At 56.9% G+C, this 16,637-nt stretch carries 12 protein-coding genes and 1 pseudogene; 5 read left to right on the forward strand and 8 right to left on the reverse strand.

What is annotated here, in order from left to right; genetic code table 11:
• Positions 1-52: 52 nt before the first annotated feature.
• The 4 genes from LHF31_RS02555 to LHF31_RS02570 all read left to right on the forward strand — a co-directional run bounded on the left by LHF31_RS02555 (position 53) and on the right by LHF31_RS02570 (position 4,758).
• Positions 53-736, forward strand: a complete 684-nt coding sequence (locus LHF31_RS02555; RefSeq protein ID WP_298006691.1) for a glycosyltransferase family 2 protein — start codon at positions 53-55, stop codon at positions 734-736.
• Between the two features lie 74 nt (positions 737-810).
• A complete protein-coding gene (locus tag LHF31_RS02560; protein WP_298006694.1) occupies positions 811-1,425 on the forward strand; it encodes a PadR family transcriptional regulator in 615 nt (204 codons plus the stop codon).
• Entirely contained in the window at positions 1,422-2,171 is a 750-nt protein-coding gene (locus tag LHF31_RS02565; RefSeq protein WP_303773394.1) for an ABC transporter ATP-binding protein, read from the forward strand. The genes LHF31_RS02560 and LHF31_RS02565 overlap by 4 nt, the downstream gene beginning before the upstream one ends.
• A gap of 31 nt (positions 2,172-2,202) precedes the next feature.
• Positions 2,203-4,758: an ABC transporter permease gene (locus LHF31_RS02570; protein WP_298006951.1), complete on the forward strand. Its 2,556-nt coding sequence runs from the start codon at positions 2,203-2,205 to the stop codon at positions 4,756-4,758.
• Positions 4,759-4,840: 82 nt separating this feature from the next.
• Here LHF31_RS02570 and LHF31_RS02575 read toward each other — a convergent pair.
• Positions 4,841-5,713, reverse strand: a pseudogene (locus LHF31_RS02575) (aminoglycoside 6-adenylyltransferase).
• Between the two features lie 88 nt (positions 5,714-5,801).
• On the opposite strand from LHF31_RS02575, the gene LHF31_RS02580 reads away from it, so the two are divergent.
• On the forward strand, positions 5,802-7,829 hold the full coding sequence (locus tag LHF31_RS02580; RefSeq protein ID WP_303773396.1) for a hypothetical protein: 2,028 nt from the start codon (positions 5,802-5,804) through the stop codon (positions 7,827-7,829).
• Between the two features lie 45 nt (positions 7,830-7,874).
• Here the strand turns inward: LHF31_RS02580 and bfr are convergent, their stop codons facing one another.
• From bfr to LHF31_RS02615, 7 genes are all read right to left on the reverse strand, one after another.
• Entirely contained in the window at positions 7,875-8,345 is a 471-nt protein-coding gene (bfr, locus tag LHF31_RS02585) for a bacterioferritin (protein WP_298007589.1), read from the reverse strand.
• 11 nt (positions 8,346-8,356) lie between these two features.
• Positions 8,357-9,052, reverse strand: coding sequence for a DinB family protein (locus LHF31_RS02590; RefSeq protein ID WP_298007587.1), 696 nt, complete (start codon positions 9,050-9,052; stop codon positions 8,357-8,359).
• An 82-nt stretch (positions 9,053-9,134) separates the two neighbouring features.
• On the reverse strand, positions 9,135-11,468 hold the full coding sequence (locus tag LHF31_RS02595) for a PEP/pyruvate-binding domain-containing protein (protein WP_298007585.1): 2,334 nt from the start codon (positions 11,466-11,468) through the stop codon (positions 9,135-9,137).
• A 15-nt stretch (positions 11,469-11,483) separates the two neighbouring features.
• Entirely contained in the window at positions 11,484-12,605 is a 1,122-nt protein-coding gene (gene dnaN / locus LHF31_RS02600; protein ID WP_298007583.1) for a DNA polymerase III subunit beta, read from the reverse strand.
• Between the two features lie 59 nt (positions 12,606-12,664).
• The gene (locus LHF31_RS02605; RefSeq protein ID WP_298007581.1) at positions 12,665-14,335 is read right to left on the reverse strand and encodes an AarF/ABC1/UbiB kinase family protein; all 1,671 of its coding nucleotides are present in this window, start codon (positions 14,333-14,335) and stop codon (positions 12,665-12,667) included.
• Between the two features lie 80 nt (positions 14,336-14,415).
• Positions 14,416-15,054, reverse strand: coding sequence for a response regulator transcription factor (locus LHF31_RS02610; RefSeq protein WP_298007579.1), 639 nt, complete (start codon positions 15,052-15,054; stop codon positions 14,416-14,418).
• Positions 15,026-16,624 (reverse strand): PAS domain S-box protein, encoded by a 1,599-nt coding sequence (locus LHF31_RS02615; RefSeq protein ID WP_298007577.1) that lies wholly within the window; start codon positions 16,622-16,624, stop codon positions 15,026-15,028. The genes LHF31_RS02610 and LHF31_RS02615 overlap by 29 nt, the downstream gene beginning before the upstream one ends.
• Positions 16,625-16,637 lie beyond the last annotated feature (13 nt).

The raw sequence follows: 16,637 nt of genomic DNA on the forward strand, positions 1-16,637 counted from the left end.
TTTTTGCCCATTCCATGTTATCCTTGAACCGCAAACCCAGTTGAGGAGTCCTATGACCTCGTCCCCCCCTTCGATCCTCGCCCTCATTCCTGCCCATAACGAAGCCGGGCACATCACGCCGGTTATCGCCGGGGCGCGCCGTTACCTGCCCGTGCTGGTCGTAGATGACGGCTCTAGCGATGAAACTGCCCGTGTTGCCAGCGCCGCCGGAGCGGAAGTGCTCCGGCAAACCCCCAACCTGGGCAAGGGCGAAGCCCTGAAAACCGGGTTCCGTTGGGCGCTGGAGCAGCACTTTGAAGCCGTATTGACGCTGGACGCCGACGGTCAGCACGATCCGGAAGAGATTCCCCGTTTTCTGGAAAAATGGGCGCAGAGCCGCGCGGATTTAATCATTGGCGCGCGGGATTTCCGGCAAATGCCTCTACACCGCCGCCTTGCCAACACCAGCGGCACATGGCTCTTTTCGTGGGCGGTCGGGCGTTCCATCCGTGATAACCAGTCGGGCTACCGGCTCATTTCCCGCCGTCTGATGGAAGCCTCACTTGCCAGCGCACATGGCGGGTTTGAGTTTGAGGTGGATATGATTGTGATCTGCATCCAGCGTGGATACAGGCTGGACTGGGTGAACATCCGCACCATTTACGGGGACGAGAAAAGTCACATTCAACCGCTCCGCCATGTGCAGGGGTTTATCCGCCTTGCCCTGGCGACCCGCCGCCTGATGCGGGAAAAGTAATCCCAACCCCCTTGACAAAAAATACTCATCTGTTTACTATTTTCCGAAATTGGTAAACGGGTGAGTATTTTCTTATGTCTGTTCGCAACGCCATTCTGGGACTGCTCTGCCAGCGAAACCGCTACGGATACGAGGTGCTTCAGGCTTTCCAGGCTGTGGCAGGCGGTCGGGAAACATGGGAGTTGAAACCCGCTCAGGTGTACACCACCCTTGCCCGCCTGAAGGAAAACGGACTGGTGGTGGAAGAAATCTCTGATGGAGAAACCGACCCCGGAAAGCGCCGCTATGCCATCACCCCGGCGGGCAAAGCCGAACTGCAACGCTGGTTTGAGACTCCCGTGCCGGTGGAACATCAGCGCGATGAGTTCTTCCTGAAACTGATGCTGGCGCTGGCAACCGGTCAGGCAGATCCACGCCGGTTGATTTATCTGCAACGCGCCAGTCTGTTTCAGGAACTGCACCGCCTGACCACCCTGCGCATGGAACTCGACCCCTACACCTCGCTGGCGCACATTCTCTTACTGGATCAGGCAATCATGCACATTGAAGCCGACCTGCGCTGGTTGGAGATGATTGAAGCCCGATTGGACGAAGTGCGCAAACAGCCCATCCCTGAGCCGGAACTCCGCCCAAGAGGCAGACCAGGCAAGCATGAAAAAAACATCATTCCCATGAAGGAGGAACCATGAGCAACCCCATCGTATCTACCCAGTCCCTGACCAAGGTGTACGGGCAAGGCGCCGCCGCCGTCCGCGCACTGGATGGCGTGAACCTGACCATTCAACCGGGCGAATTTGTCGCCGTGATGGGTCCCAGCGGATGCGGCAAGTCCACACTGCTTCACCTCATCGGCGGATTGGACCGTCCCACCTCTGGCACCGTCTGGCTGGATGGACAGGACCTGACGCAATTGAATGACGATCAGGTCACCGCCATCCGCCGGAAGAAAATGGGCTTCATCTTCCAGTTCTTCAACCTGATCCCGGTGCTTAACGCTCTGGAAAACGCCGCCCTGCCGATGATTCTGGACGGTATGCGCCCTGCTGAAGCCCGCAAACGCGCTCAGGAATGGCTGGAACGGGTAGGACTGGGACACCGGCTGACCCACCGCCCTTCGGAACTCTCCGGCGGCGAGCAACAGCGGGTTGCCATTGCCCGGGCGCTGGCAAGCGATCCCGCCCTTATCCTGGCGGATGAACCCACCGGCAACCTGGATTCGCGCGCCTCGGAGGAAATTGCCGGTTTGCTCCGCCAAATTTCCAGCACATGGGAACGCACCATCCTCATGGTCACCCACGATGCACGCATTGCCGCGTATGCCGACCGCATTGTCTTTTTGAAAGACGGGAAAATTGTGGATGAAACAGTGCTGGAGCACCGCAACGGCGAGCAGGCGGAGATGGTTGCCGATAAGATGAAAGAAATCGGGGATTAACCGTGTTTTTAGCCGTAAAAAGGAGTGCAGGATGAACCTGTATCTGACCCTTGCTTTTCGCTATCTGGGCGGGCGCAAACTGCGCACCGCTTTGACCACCCTTGCCATCGTCTTTGGAGTGATGGTGATTTTCGGCATGAACACCTACATGCCCACTTTCATTAAAACCTTCCAGACCCAGGCCAAAGCGGCGGCAGGACAGGTAGATCTGACCATCACTCAGAAAACCGGAGAGGCATTTGACCCGACCGTTCTGAATCAAATCCGCGCGGTTGATGGAGTCACTGTGGCAACCGGCTCTCTGGAGCGGTTAATCAACCTGCCCGCCAACTATGTTGATGGTAATCCCGGGACCCCTGACCGCATTACTGCGGTGATTCTCAAGGGCATCGTCCCGCAGGAAGCCCGCCAGATGATTGCCTACAACATTGTGGAAGGGCGTTTCCTGGAAGAGGGCGATACCCGGGCGGCAGTCATCACCCGTTCGCTGGCGCGGGAGTTCGGCATCGGCTTGGGAGATACCCTGACCCTGCCCACCGCCATCGGGTTAAGTGACCTGACCGTTGTGGGCATTCTGCCTGAGCAGATTCTGCCCGGCAACGAAGTGGTGCTGGTGTCGCTCGCCGAAGCACAGCGCCTGACCAATATGCCCGGAAAAATCAACATAGTGGACGCCAACCTGGATTCCATGGAAGAGGCACGGCGCAACGAAATCCAGCAGAATGTGCTCAAAGCCATTGGCGATGCCTACAAAATCGGTGCGCTGGAAGCCGGTTCGGAGATTCTCACCAACATCCGCAACGCGCAGTCCATCTTCAACCTGATGGGCTTCCTGGCGCTGGTGATGGGCGGCTTTATCATCTTCAATACCTTCCGCACCATTATCGCTGAACGCCGCCGCGATATTGGCATGTTGCGGGCGCTCGGCGCCAGCCGTCGAACCATCCGCTGGCTAATTCTCACCGAAGGTCTCATTCAGGGAGTCATCGGCACAGCGCTGGGACTGGTGTTGGGGTATCTGTTCGGGGCGTTCACGCTCAACCTTGTCACGCCCATGATGCAGGAATTCCTGAACATCACCGTGAGCACGCCCGCCATTTCACCTGCGCTGGTGCTCACATCCATCCTGCTGGGGGTGGGGATTACTGTGCTTTCAGGGTTGATTCCGGCGAATTCGGCTACGCGCATCACACCGCTTGAAGCCCTGCGTCCTTCGCTGGGGAATGTCTCGTTCAAGCGCATTGCGGGCATTTCCTTCTGGGCGGGGGTTGTCCTGCTGACCATTGCCGTGGGCTTCCTCTTCACCGGTTCCATGGAGTGGCTGGGGCTCGGCGCGCTCCTCTTCGTGGGCGCCATCATCCTGATGGCGCCGGCGCTGGTCAACCCGATTTCAATTCTGTTTGCCAGCCTGCTCACCCTGCTCTTCGCACGCGATGGCACGGCACAACTGGCAGAAGGCAACCTGAGCCGCCAGCCCGGGCGCGCCACGGTCACCGCCTCCACCACCATGATTGCGCTGGCTGTGGTGGTGATGATGGCAGGGGTGCTTTCCTCGGTGTCATTGACCTTTATCCATGTCATGGAAAAAAGCCTGGGAAGCGATTACTTGATCATGCCGCCCACCCTGGCGGTATGGGGGTCAAACACCGGCGCCGCGCCGCAACTGGCGGATGACCTGCGCCGGGTGCCCGGGGTGACTGTGGTAAGCACGCTCCGCTTTGCCGGTACGCAAATGAAAGACATTGCAGTGGGCATTCTGGGCATCGAGCCGCAGTCTTACCGCGAGTTAGATTTACTTTCCTTTACCAGAGGCGACCCTGAGGCGGTGTACCGCGCCATGGAAAACGAGCGCGTCATGATCATCAACGGTGTGCTGGCAGCGGCGGCGGGCATCCAGCCGGGTGATGAGGTAGAAGTCCTCACTCCCATGGGAAAGCAGACCTACCGCGTGGCGGCAGTGGCAACCGATTACCTGAACGCCAAGACCACCACCGCGTACATCTCTCAGCGCTTCATTGAAGAGGATTTTGGACGCGAAGAGGATATCTTCTTCCAGATTAACGTAGCGCCGGATGCCGACCGTCAGGCAGTGGAAAGCGCTTTCAGCGCCATTTTGAAGGATTACCCGCAGTTCAAACTGGTGGATGGGAAGAAATACGTGGAAGAAAACGCCCGTCTGTTTGATGCCGTTTTCCTGGGGATGTACGTCCTGGCGGCTTTCCTCGCCATTCCCTCGCTGATTGCCATGGTAAACACGCTGGCAATCGGCGTCATCGAGCGCACCCGCGAAATTGGCATGTTGCGGGCGGTGGGCGCCATCCGCCGGCAGGTGCGCCGCATGATTCTCTCGGAGGCGCTCATCCTCTCCGCGATTGGCACCGCCTTTGGAATTCTGGCGGGGCTGTACATGGGCTACATGGGAGTAAAAGCCTTTGAAGCCATGGGATACCCCATGGATTACATCTTCCCCGGCTCAGGCATCCTCGCCGCGGTTGCCATCGGCATCCTTTTTGGCGCGCTGGCAGCCGTTGTGCCTGCCCGCCAGGCCGCCCGGCTGGATGTCGTGGAAGCCCTGCGGTACGAGTAAACCGTTTTCTCTGACCACAGAAAGCCCTCCTGCAGACATTCACCGGGAGGGCTTTCTGTTTCGTCCAGCGCGCTCCCCCTGGCTATCCGTCCAGTGAAGTTGCTGTGTGCGGCAAAGCGCGCACCCGGCGTAAGAACGCGCTCACTCGATCATCATCTCCCTGCGGGTAGGTCAGACCAGAGTGTTGCGCCACCGCCTGCGCCGCTTTGCGGAAGAGATCCGTCATGGCAAACAGGGCATCCCAGGTACGCTGTTCGTCGGCATCGGCATACGTCGCCAGCAGGTGCTCCCACTCTGCGGGTTCAAGGTATTTACGGAAGTACTTTCCCTCTTTGCCCGGATTGACCCTGAAATCGGTGCGTATCCCTATATACCAGCGAAGCATGGCGAACAACTGCGCACGGCAAATCTCCATCATGGCTCTGGCATAGGTGATTTCCTCGCGCCACAGTCCCTTTGCCACACAGGTGCTCACCCACCAGAACTCATTACAGCAATCGGCAAAGGAACGCTGAGCAGGCGGTCTGGGCGGGTAGTCACCCTCGTGCGGCGGCGGGAATGGCTCGATGATGCCATCTTTATCCAGTAAAAGCACGCTCAAACTGTCCCGTCCCAGTTCAGACAGACGCTGAAGGGGATGAAAAGTCAAGTCTATACGGTTGCCATCGGTGAACTGCATGAGAAAAGCAAAAATCCCCGTGGAGGATTCCTAAACGGGGTCACCCATCTCCTCAGGCACCTGATAAATCATCAGGTCTCCAAAAGAACGCATCCAGGCGCGATCCTGTTTGAAAGGCGCATCGTCGGTGACCACATAGACGATATCGAAATCCTGAAAGAAATCCCGCGGCGCATCTGGGTTGGCGCGCGAGCCGTTGAGAATCACTGCTCGCACGCGCTCATCACCGCGGGCAAAGTCGAGAATGAGATTCATCATTTCCTGTTCCGTGCGCATAACATGCTCCCTCCTTGAAGGAAAGGATACTACAGGGTTCATCCAAAAGACAAAACTGGAATGTGATACAATACCCCCGTTTTCACATATGTTGAACTATCGACGCCACCCGTGGTTTTTTCCCCTGGCCCTTCTGGCAGTCTGCATTCTGGCTTACGGATTGCAAGCCCCATGGCTGGGATATTATCTGGATGACTGGATTATCCTGGCCGCCTATCATTCTCATGGAGTGCAAGGGCTCATGGAATATGCATTCCTGGGGAATCGCCCGCTGGTGTTCTGGTTATGGTGGCTGGGATTTCAGATTCTTGGGGAAGCCCCACTGGGATGGCAGATCTGGGCTTTGCTCTGGCGCTGGGCTACGGTAACCGCCGCCTATTATACCCTGCAATTGCTCTGGGAAAACCAACCACGCCGAAACGCGGCAATCGCTTTGCTCTTTGCAGTGTATCCGATTTTCAAACAACAATCCTCCGCCCTCACCTACAGTTTTCACTGGATTACCTTTGCGCTGTATTTCTTTTCCTTGATTGCCATGATTCGCGCTACCCGCACCCGTTCCCATTATCTGGTGTGGTCGGTGGCAGGAGTTCTGGCAAACGCCGTGCAAATGTTTTCACAGGAATTTTTCGTGGGGCTGGAACTCATCCGCCCGCTGGTTCTTTTCCTTGCGCTGGAGAATACACCTTCCACACGCCAGCGGATAAAACGCACCCTGATTCACGTTCTGCCGTATGCTCTGTTATGGGGGGGATTCCTCCTGTGGCGCCTGCACTTCATGCCTACGCCGGGAAGTGACCGTAACACTCCCATCATCCTGTTTAACCTGATCGATTCCCCATTGCCAACGCTGTTAACCCTGATCGGCCGTGCCTTACAGGATACTGCCGAAGGGCTGATTGGAGTGTGGGCAGAGACAGTTGCTCCCTCTACTTTTGCCTTCCAGCCCATCTCAAACCTGCTGGCATGGGGGCTGTGCCTGTCAGGAGCAGTGCTTGCCTTCCTGGTTCTGCGGCAGCGCCAGCCTGGATTCTCTTCTACTGAACAACCCTGGCACTGGCAAGCCCTCTCCCTCGGCGGGCTGGCTTTACTGGGCGGCTTTGCTCCCGGATGGCTCATTGGACGTTATCTCACCGATACCAGCACCCTGTACAATGATCGTTTCGGTCTGGCGGCGATGTTCGGGGCATCTATCCTGCTGGTGACTTTCCTCGATTGGGCGATCCGTCCTGGAAAGCCACAACAGATTCTGCTGAGTTTGCTCATCGGGCTGGCAATTGCCCAGCAAGCCCGCACTGCTACCGTGTATCGCTGGTCATGGGAAGATCAGCGCAGCCTGTTCTGGCAATTGCACTGGCGCGCGCCAGGCATTAAGCCATACACAGCCATCTTCGGCAACGGCGCACTGGCAAAATACATGGGATCATGGGCAAACATTTCAGCGCTAAATCTTCTCTATTTTGACGATATTCCCAGCCCTGCCTATACCTGGTACTTCGACCTGTACCGCTACCCGATTAAGGAGTTTGTCGAGGAAGGCGGAGCAGTCACCGACGAGAAAAATTTCCTGGAATACCGTGCTCCTGTCAGCCAGAGCCTTGTCATTCTCTCTGAAACATTGGAAAATCAGTGTCTCTGGCTGGTCTCTGAGGCAGACCGCCACAACCCCTATCTGGAAGAAGTGGTACGCACCGCTCTGCCGCTTTCAGACCTCTCACGGATTTTGCCCGAAGAAACCTATCCGGTTCCAACTTCCATTTTTGGAAAAGAACCAGCCAGAGACTGGTGCTGGTACTACCAGAAAGCCCGCCTAGCAGAACAACAGAACGACTGGCAGACCATGGTAAGCCTGTGGGCACAGGCAAAAGACCAGGGCTTTACTCCTCATAACGAACCTGAAATAGTACCATTCATTTTAGCCTCAGCGCATACAGGAAACTGGAAACAGGCTCTTGAATTGACGGATCAGGCGTACTACCCATCGTTTGTCATGCACGATTACCTGTGCACCACCTGGCGGAGAATTCGTGACGAAGTCCCTCCTTCCCCGGAAAAAGCGGAAGCCCTTCGGCAGGCAATCAAAGAGTTTGATTGCGAAAACATCATCCGTCCATAAAAAACGCCCCGCCATGGGGCGGGGCGGTGAGAACGGGCGTTCTCTTCAGTCCTCCAGTTGCTGGCTGAGGTAATTTTCCAGCCCCATCTGACGAATCTGATCCATCTGCGCTTCCAGCCAGTCAATGTGATTTTCCTCGTCACTGAGAATGCCCTCAAGCAGGGTGCGCGAGCCATTGTCGCCTTCTTCCACGCACAGGCGCACTGCCTGATTGTACGCCGAGATGGCTTCCGCCTCAGCCTGGTGGTCTTTTTCGAGCATCTCCTGAACCGTTGCGCCAATGTGCATGGGATTCAACTGACTGACCACAGGCATCCCTTCAAGGAACAGGATACGCGCAATGAGTTTCTCCGCGTGTTTCATCTCCTCAATGGCGCGCTTTTCAATGGCTTCATGCAAACGCTCATAGCCCCAGTTGGCGCACATTTCAGAGTGCAGGATGTACTGATTGATTGCCGTCAGTTCATCTGCCAGCAATGCATTCAGGGTTTTCAGGACGTTTTCTTTGCCTTTCATGGTTTGACCTCCTACAGCAGTTCAACAATATGTCCGATATGATCCATTTCATGCCAGAGCGCACGGCGCAGAAGTTTGCGGGGGCTCCACAGTTCCCCATCCACGCCCAGCACCTGTTTCGAGCCAGCCAGTGAGGGCAATACCTCGTTCAGACGCTGACGCACCACCTCCAGGCGCTGGAACGGTTCTTTGGGCAGAGATGAACGCTCGCCCATCAACCCGAAACGGTTGAGGTACCACCATTCGGCGGTAGCCACATGCGCCAGAATACCGCGAATGCTCCAGCGCTGTCCCTCATAGGTTTGATCCAGTTTCTCAGCGGGCAATTCTCCCACAATCGCCAGCAAATCCGCACGGCTCCAGGAGAGCAGATCCAGTCCGTTCTGTACTTCTTCCTCGCTCAATGGGCGCCAGTCATCGCGGAAAAAGGAATTAATTTCCAGCCCTTCCGGAACCACCTCGAAGGCTTCATTAATACAGTACACTTCCCACGTCTCCACCAGACGCAAGTCGAGGTGGCTCATATTCAGGCGCGGTTCGCCGGCATGGCGGTTGACCCAGTGCTCGTAACGCACCAGCGCCTGCGGCAGGTTGAGCAGGGCTTCACTGCTATCTCTGCCATAGGCAAACGCGCCAGGGTAATCCAGCGCCCAGGCAATCGAACGGCGACCCTCAAAACCGTTTTCCAGACCGATGCGAATCAACATGGGAATCCTCCACCCATCATCATAGCACAATTTTTTTAACCCAGCCTCTCAGGCGCAGGGATGATTGGTGATGGTTGAGCAATCAGGCGTTCTTCGGCTCTAAATACGCCACCGCATAGGACTTTTCGTCGCTCATCACCAGCCGCAGATGATGTCCGGGGCGGAAATCTGCCACACGGATGAGTTTGAGGGCGGGCAAAATGCGCTCATCCACCTGAACAAACTGCTGCACCCGATTGGGAGAGCCATCAAAGAAGCGCCGGTTGAACACGCTTTGCGGATCATCCAGCACAATTGCCAGCGGGTAAATTTGCGACTCAATCAAATCCTGGAAGAAATGCGTCCCCAGCGAAGGTTCGGGGGCACTTCCCACCCCCTGCCCGGAGAGTTCCACCAGTGCACGGGTATGGTAAATATCGCCATAGTTGACGGGAACGCCCAGATCGGAGTTGGCGCTTCCCCAGCGTCCCGGACCCACGCAGATAAAGCGCTCGTTTTCCAGTGCGGCGTTCAGTCGCGCAATGGTGCGCACCAGCAGGTTGCGCAAGTCCATGCTCTGGAGATGGAAGTAGCCCTCCGGCGGGACATACAACACATAATCAATCCCTGAAACCACCCCTTCCGGCACCACAAAACGCGTGGAGAAGATGATATCCTCAGGTTGCAGGTTGACCGGCAGACTGACCGCTTCGGTGGGCATCAGGCTGGACTGCGGACGGCACTGCAGAATGGTAATACACAGGTGCGGCTGAGCGTGATCAGCGTGTTCGATGTTTAAGGTAAATTCCAGATCAACCGGAGAGTGATAATGTTTTTCCAGCGTTTTGAGGATGTGGCGCATTTTCTCGGCAAAGTCGGTGCGCTTGAGCAGTTCCTCAAAGGTAATGACCAGATGGCGCGGGCTGACATCCAGCAGGGCACTGCGCAGAGACTCAAAATAACCATCGCGGTCCACCTGCGCCAGATAGCGCAGCGGCGGATAGCGGGCGTCCAGCACCTCGTGAATGGGCAGGGACTTAAAGGCATTATCCTCAAGGTCAATCACATCCACATACTGCTGGGAATAGCGGCGCACCTGTTTGGGATCGGTGGAAGGGCGCAGAAGCGGGTGACTGAGCGCCACCAGACGCGGATAATCATTACCCACACGGTCCACCGCGCGCGTGCCCAGTCCCCAGACCAGACGGATAACCCCATCTTCACGGCGGATTTGCGGCGCCCAGCGGTACAGGTTGCGACTGAAGGCAACCCCGGCAGCATGCGGCAGGAAAAAGCGTCCGTAGCGTTCCCCCTCAACCACCTGAAGCAAAATTGCCATGCGCTCGTCATAATCCTGCAGACGCTTACTGCGGCGGTACAGCAACGCTCCCGGGTTGAGCGTAGAGGCATACACGCGGGTGATGCCGCGCACCAGTTCGCGCAGGTTTTCCTCCACACCGCCCTGGTTGGGCAGGAAGACGCTGTCGTACTTTCCGGCAAACGAGGTGCCGAAATTGTCTTCCAGCAGACTGGATGAGCGCACAATCAACGGCTTTTTACCGATGCGCTCCAGCAAATCGCGCAAATGGTCGAGGATATCCACCGGGAACTGTCCGGCTTCAAAATCGCGCAGGATTTGCGGGTAATCGGAGCGCATCTCTTCTTCGCTCTTGTACTTCTGGTCGTTCCAGCGCACCAGGTTATTGATGGTCATGAACGTGTAGAACACGTCCGAGCCGATGAAATACGAGTCGGGTACATTCAGGCACTGGAGGATTTCGGGGTCGCCGGAAGACCGCAGGATACGCAACGCCAGCAACATGCCTGCGGCTTTGCCACCAATGCGTCCGGTTCCAATCTTGCGGCGGCGGATCTCCGCCAGATCTTCTACGGTAAACCACTGCTTGGCAACGTCCAGGTAACCCAGTTGATCGCTGATCAGCGTGCGGATGATGACCACCTTGTTTTCTTTCAGGCGGGCTTCCAGCGGAGCGCGCTGTTCCGGCGGCATGGACTCAATACGGAAGGCTTCCTCAAAGACCAGTTCTAAGGGTGCCAGTTCCGGGTTAAACGAAAGCGTCTGATCCTCGAAAGACACGCCTCGTTCCCGCAGAACCTCCCAGACCAGTTGCTCAAAGAGTTCGTAGGAAAGATACTGACTGAACAGGTAGTCGGTGTGATGGTCGCGCACCCGCTGAAGGCGCAGTTCCCACAGTTCGGCAGGTTCCTCGCCGTACGGGTCGCGCAAACCCTCCCATTCCTGCGTCTGAATGGCGAGGGCACGGGCCTGTTCTTCAAACTCCAGCGGGGTGATGATGCCGCGCTCAAAGAGTTCGCGGCGCATGCGCGCCCGAATACGCCCGGCCAGCACCGGGTACTGACATAACGCCAGATAAATGCGGAACTGCCGTCCCGGATGCGAGCCGTGCGTAACCATGTCCGTCCCCAAAGATCAACCCAGGTGCATGGGCATAATCACATGCTGGAAGGACTCATCACCCACCGGCTGAAGCCGCGCCGGAGAGCGGTTGTCATTGGTCTGCAGAACCAGATTCGGGGTCTTGATGACTTCCAGAGCCTCGCGCAGGAATTTGACGTTAAAGGCAATCGCCAGGGTGGGACCTTCGATGTTGGCATCCACCAGCGACTCGTTGGCGCCAGTCTCTTCCGACTGGGCAGAGATCTCAATTTGTCCGGGGCGGTCGTCAAATTTTTGCAGGTGCAGGCGCACCACGCCGTTGCCCATGCGGGCAATGATCTCCGCCTGCTTGACGGCTTTGAGCAGGGCATCGGTGGAGACAATGGTGTGCGTCTTGTACGAGCGCGGCAGGATGACCTTGTAATCGGGGAAGTTGCCGTCAATCAACTGCGAGGTGAGTTGCAGATTTTCCATCTGGAAGACCACCTGCCCGCGTCCGGGCGGGACAATCAGGCGCACCTCTCCCTCCTGGGCAATGCGCGCCAGTTCCTGGAGTGCCCGTGCGGGGATGATGACGGAAATGGGCTGAGAAACCGGTTCGCTCAAACGCATCTGGCGCACGGAGATGCGGAAGCCGTCGGTTGCCGCCAGCGAAATTTCATCGCCGCTGATAACCATCTGCACGCCCTGCAGCACGGGGCGGGCTTCCTCGGTGGAAGCCGCAAACGCCACCTGCTGAATCATCTCTTTGAAATCGGCAACCGGCAAAAGCACGCCGTGGTCGCTGTCCACCGCAGGAACAGGCGGGAATTCTGCCGCGTCAATGCCTTTTAATTCGGTGGACGAAGAACCGCATTTTACAGAGAGCGCCATCGAACGAGGATTGACTGCCAGATGAATCATCTCACTGGGCAGGGTGCCGATTAAGTCGGCAAACAGGCGGGCAGGCACAGTAATGGAGCCCTCTTCCTGAATTTGTGCGCCGAGCCAGCAGGAAATTCCCAGTTCCAGGTTGGTTGCCGCCAGGCGCAAACGCCCTTCATCGGTCGCCAGCAGAACATTACCCAGCACGGGTAAGGTACTGCGCGGAGCCACCGCTCGAGAAACCAGTCCAAGTCCATGCGCCAGTTGCTGTTGCGATACCGTAACCTTCATGATGACCCTCTCCATCCAATCGGTGAGAATGTATGTTCAAAGTATATCAAAAAACCGCTTTAACGGGGTTGATTCCAGAGCATCGAGATGAGCAATCCAATCGCTACGCCCAGCACCAGAAAGAGCGCACCGCCCAGCAAAATCTGCACCCACCCGCCGGAGGGGGACATTGCCAGCAAAAACGCCAGCGCCACAATCAATGCCGCCAGCAGAATGCCAAAAACCAGGTAAATGAAGAGACGGTGCACCTGTTTCATGAAACGCTCGGCGCCAGCAACCTGCAAAGGAAGCGGCTCGCGGCGCTCGAAATCTTCCAGGATTTGCAAAGCCGCCCGCGGCACAGTGCGGATGAACTGCTCCCATTCCATGCCCATCTGAACGCCCTGCTCCAGCCAGGCCCGCCTGGGAAGGAACATCGCCAGGGTCAATTTTTGTACGAACGGCTCGGACACGGCAAACACATCGAAATCGGGGTCCAGTTGCAAACCAATCCCTTCCATCATCGCCAGGGTTTTGCCCAGCAGCCACAGATTCGACGGCAGGCGCAGACGATGATGAAACATGATGGGGGTGATCTCTTCCATGACCTCGCGGGCACGGATGTCCTTCAGGGGCAGATTGGCATATTTCATCAGCAGGCGGTTGATATCCAGCGCCAGTTGCCTGCGGTTGACATGCACATCGGCGGCGCCCATGCGAATCAGTTGATCCACAATGCCTTCAGCGTCCAGACGCACCGAAACAATGTACAAACGCACCAGTTCGGCGCGGTCACGCTCGCGTAAAAAGCCCACCATGCCAAAATCCATGGCGCCAATCACCTCGCCGGGCAGAATGACCAGATTGCCCGGGTGCGGGTCGGCATGGAAAAATCCATCTTCCAGCACTTCTTTAATCACAATACGGGCGCTGTTGAGGGCAATGCGTTTTAAGTCATATCCGGCGGCTTTGAGGCGGTCAATCTGATCAATTTTGATGCCATTCAGGTACTCCATCACCAGCAGACGCTGAGTGGTGTACTGCCAGTACACCTCGGGAATGTACAGGCAGGTCTCTCCGGCAAAGTTACGGCGGAAGCGCTCGGCGTTGCGCGCCTCACGGCGGTAATCCAGTTCATTACGCAGGGTAAAGGCAAATTCATCCACCACGCCAACCAGATCGTAATACTGACCCAGCCGGGTTCCGGAAACCCGCCGCGCCCATGCCGTAAGAATGTCCAGATCCACCTTGACCTGCCGCTGAACGCCGGGACGTTGCACCTTCAGCACCACCTCTCTGCCATCGTGCAGGCGGGCGTAATGCACCTGCGCCAGCGAGGCACTTGCCAGCGGTTGAGGGGAGATCTCCGCAAACACCTCTTCCGGAGGTCTGCCCAGTTCCTGCTCGATCACCGGGCGGATCACCTCCCAGGGCAGGGGTGGGACGCTGTCCTGCAGGTGGGACAGTTCGCGGATGAATTCCGGAGGGAGCAAATCGGGGCGGGTGGAAAGGATCTGTCCCAATTTAATAAAGGTGACACCCAGTTCTTCCAGCGCCAGCCGCAGATGCAGAGCCACCTCATCGGGCATGGAAGGCGCCGCCACGCTCCCCGCAGGCAGGCGCAGAAAGCGCCGGATGGGCGCCCATTGCGGATCGAGACGGGCAAACAAAAACTCCAGTCCGTGGTTGAGCAGAACACGGACAATTTCGCGGTAACGATGGAAGTGAAACTCCGGGAATAGAGGGAACAAGGCAACCCTCCCTGCTCTCATCATAGCAGGGAGGGAGCAATCCGGCAAGGTCAATGCTCATCCGGAAGTTCCGCCTGACCTTACGTTTCCTGAATCAATCCGTGGCGCAGGGCAAAACGGGTGAGCGAGGCAATATCGTACAAATCCAGTTTTTTCATTAAATTCCCGCGGTGGGTTTCAACGGTTTTTGGGGAAATGCCCAGCGCCAGGGCAATGGCTTGAGTGGTGCATCCGCTGGCGAGCAACGTCAGAACTTCTTTCTCGCGGGCGGTTAACCGCTCCACCGGCGGCTGTGCCCGGATGACTTCCTGAATGCGCTCCATGGGAACCCCCGGCGGAAGGTATACTTCTCCCGCCACAGCAGTACGGATGGCGCGAATCAGTTCTTCATCGGGAACATCCTTCCACAGGTAGCCGCGCGCGCCTGCCTGCAATGCCCGGGCAATGTATTCCTCGTCTTTATACATGGAGAGCATGATCACAGCCGTGGAGGGCGAGATTTCCAGCACGGTGGTGAGAATCTCCAGCCCGGTGATGCCCGGCATGGAAATATCCAGCAAGAGCACATCGGGATGAGACTGGCGCAATTGCTCAAGCGTTTCCTCTCCGCTGGCAGATTCCCCCACCACGCACAGATTCGGGTCAGTCTCCAGCAACAGGCGGATTCCCCGACGCACCAGCGCGTGATCGTCAGCCAGCAGGATGCGGATTCCCGTCATGATACCACTCCAGAACAACGCGCGTGCCCTTTCCGGGGGCGGTATCAATGAGCAGGTTTGCCCCAATCAGTTCTGCACGCATGAACAGGTTGTTTAACCCCAGCGATTTGCCAAATGTGGCGAGACGGGCTTGCTGTAAATCAAAGCCGCGCCCATCATCGCGGATTTCCAGCCGGGAACAGGTGGAAGTTTGTTCAAAAGTAAACCAGCAATGGGTTGCCTGCGCATGACGCAGGACATTGCTGAGGGCTTCCTGCGCCACGCGGTAAAACGCCAGTTCCACCTCGCGGGGCATGGGCAGGTACGATTCGGGGGTAGAGAGGGTCAGGGGCAGTGCCACCGAGTTCGCCATGTTATTCGCCAGCCAGCGCAAAGCGGTGACGAATCCCAGATCCTCCAGCATTTTGGGATGCAACTGCAGAGAAAGCGAACGCACCTGATTAAGGATGGAAGAAGCCAGATTCAAACTCTCATCCAGGTTTTGCCCCAGATCGGGGAAGGCCGTTTTTACAGCAGCGGCAACACGCGTCAGGTTTAAGTACAGAGCCGTAATGGCTTGCCCTAACTGGTCATGAAAATCTCGAGCCAGACGCTTTTTTTCCTCTTCCTGAACGTTCATCAACGCTCTGGAAAGGCGGAAAAGATTGGCTTCATTGTTGCGGGTTTTTTCATACAGGCGGCGGTTTTCTTCGACTTGCCGGCGGAGTTCATCCATCAATTCACGCTGGCGAAGCGCCATACTGAGCATATCCGCGCTGGGAAGCAAAAAGTTCAAATCATTTTCCTGGTACATACCGGGTTGGGAATGCACCAGCCCAACGGCAAAGCGCACATCCATTCCCGGGCGAATCGGCAAAAGCAGGAGGGAACGATCCTCTGCGCACAGCGATTCGCCATCCAGCGCGTAGTTTCCCTGAGAAAGGTCTTGAATGCAGTACGGTTGAGACACAGCACGTAAAGCCGCCAGCAGGCTGCCCTGCAGAGAATGCTCCCCACCCTGTACCCAGCGGTCACCTGCAGGATGGTATTGCCAGACCACCGCATATCGGGACTGATCCAGGAATTTCCATAACACAACCCGGGTGCAGGGCAAGAGATTGGCAACCCCCTGGGCATACAGGTAGAACAACTCGTCCAGGGTGTTGCCCTTGAGAATCATGTGGTTCAACTGTTCCAGCCGGGTGAGTTTTTCGCCAGTACGCTTGCTCTCGGTAATATCCCGATTGACGGCAATCATTCCGATCATTTCGCCCTGTTCGTTTTCCAGCAGGGCAACCGTGGAGGCGATCCAGACCGGTTTTCCCTGACGGTCAAACTGACGTACAATCCCCCGCCAGATTTTCCTGCGGAGCAGGGTTTGAAAAGCCGTCTGAGAGGTTTCATTTGGGTCTTCGTACTGGGTGCGGAGGAACTGACTGACCGGTTTATTCAAAACCTCTGCGGAAGTCCATCCGTACAAAGCCTCTGCCGCGCGGTTCCAGAGGGTAATACGCCAGTCCCGGTCGGTGACAATAACCGCTTCACCGAGCGTTTCCAGCAACTTTTTCTCGAAATCGACAGGTTCCGGCATCACCCTCCCCCAG

The sequence above is a fragment of the Anaerolinea thermophila genome (genome assembly GCF_020723905.1).
Classification (GTDB): Bacteria; Chloroflexota; Anaerolineae; order Anaerolineales; family Anaerolineaceae; genus Anaerolinea; species Anaerolinea thermophila_A.

Coding starts and splice junctions, on each gene's coding strand:
- LHF31_RS02610 (WP_298007579.1), bottom strand. CDS start 15,054: ATGACGGGAATCCGCATCCTGCTGGCTGACGATCACGCGCTGGTGCGT.
- LHF31_RS02565 (WP_303773394.1), top strand. CDS start 1,422: ATGAGCAACCCCATCGTATCTACCCAGTCCCTGACCAAGGTGTACGGG.
- LHF31_RS02615 (WP_298007577.1), bottom strand. CDS start 16,624: ATGCCGGAACCTGTCGATTTCGAGAAAAAGTTGCTGGAAACGCTCGGT.
- dnaN (WP_298007583.1), bottom strand. CDS start 12,605: ATGAAGGTTACGGTATCGCAACAGCAACTGGCGCATGGACTTGGACTG.
- LHF31_RS02555 (WP_298006691.1), top strand. CDS start 53: ATGACCTCGTCCCCCCCTTCGATCCTCGCCCTCATTCCTGCCCATAAC.
- LHF31_RS02580 (WP_303773396.1), top strand. CDS start 5,802: ATGTTGAACTATCGACGCCACCCGTGGTTTTTTCCCCTGGCCCTTCTG.
- LHF31_RS02590 (WP_298007587.1), bottom strand. CDS start 9,052: ATGTTGATTCGCATCGGTCTGGAAAACGGTTTTGAGGGTCGCCGTTCG.
- LHF31_RS02595 (WP_298007585.1), bottom strand. CDS start 11,468: ATGGTTACGCACGGCTCGCATCCGGGACGGCAGTTCCGCATTTATCTG.
- LHF31_RS02560 (WP_298006694.1), top strand. CDS start 811: ATGTCTGTTCGCAACGCCATTCTGGGACTGCTCTGCCAGCGAAACCGC.
- bfr (WP_298007589.1), bottom strand. CDS start 8,345: ATGAAAGGCAAAGAAAACGTCCTGAAAACCCTGAATGCATTGCTGGCA.
- LHF31_RS02570 (WP_298006951.1), top strand. CDS start 2,203: ATGAACCTGTATCTGACCCTTGCTTTTCGCTATCTGGGCGGGCGCAAA.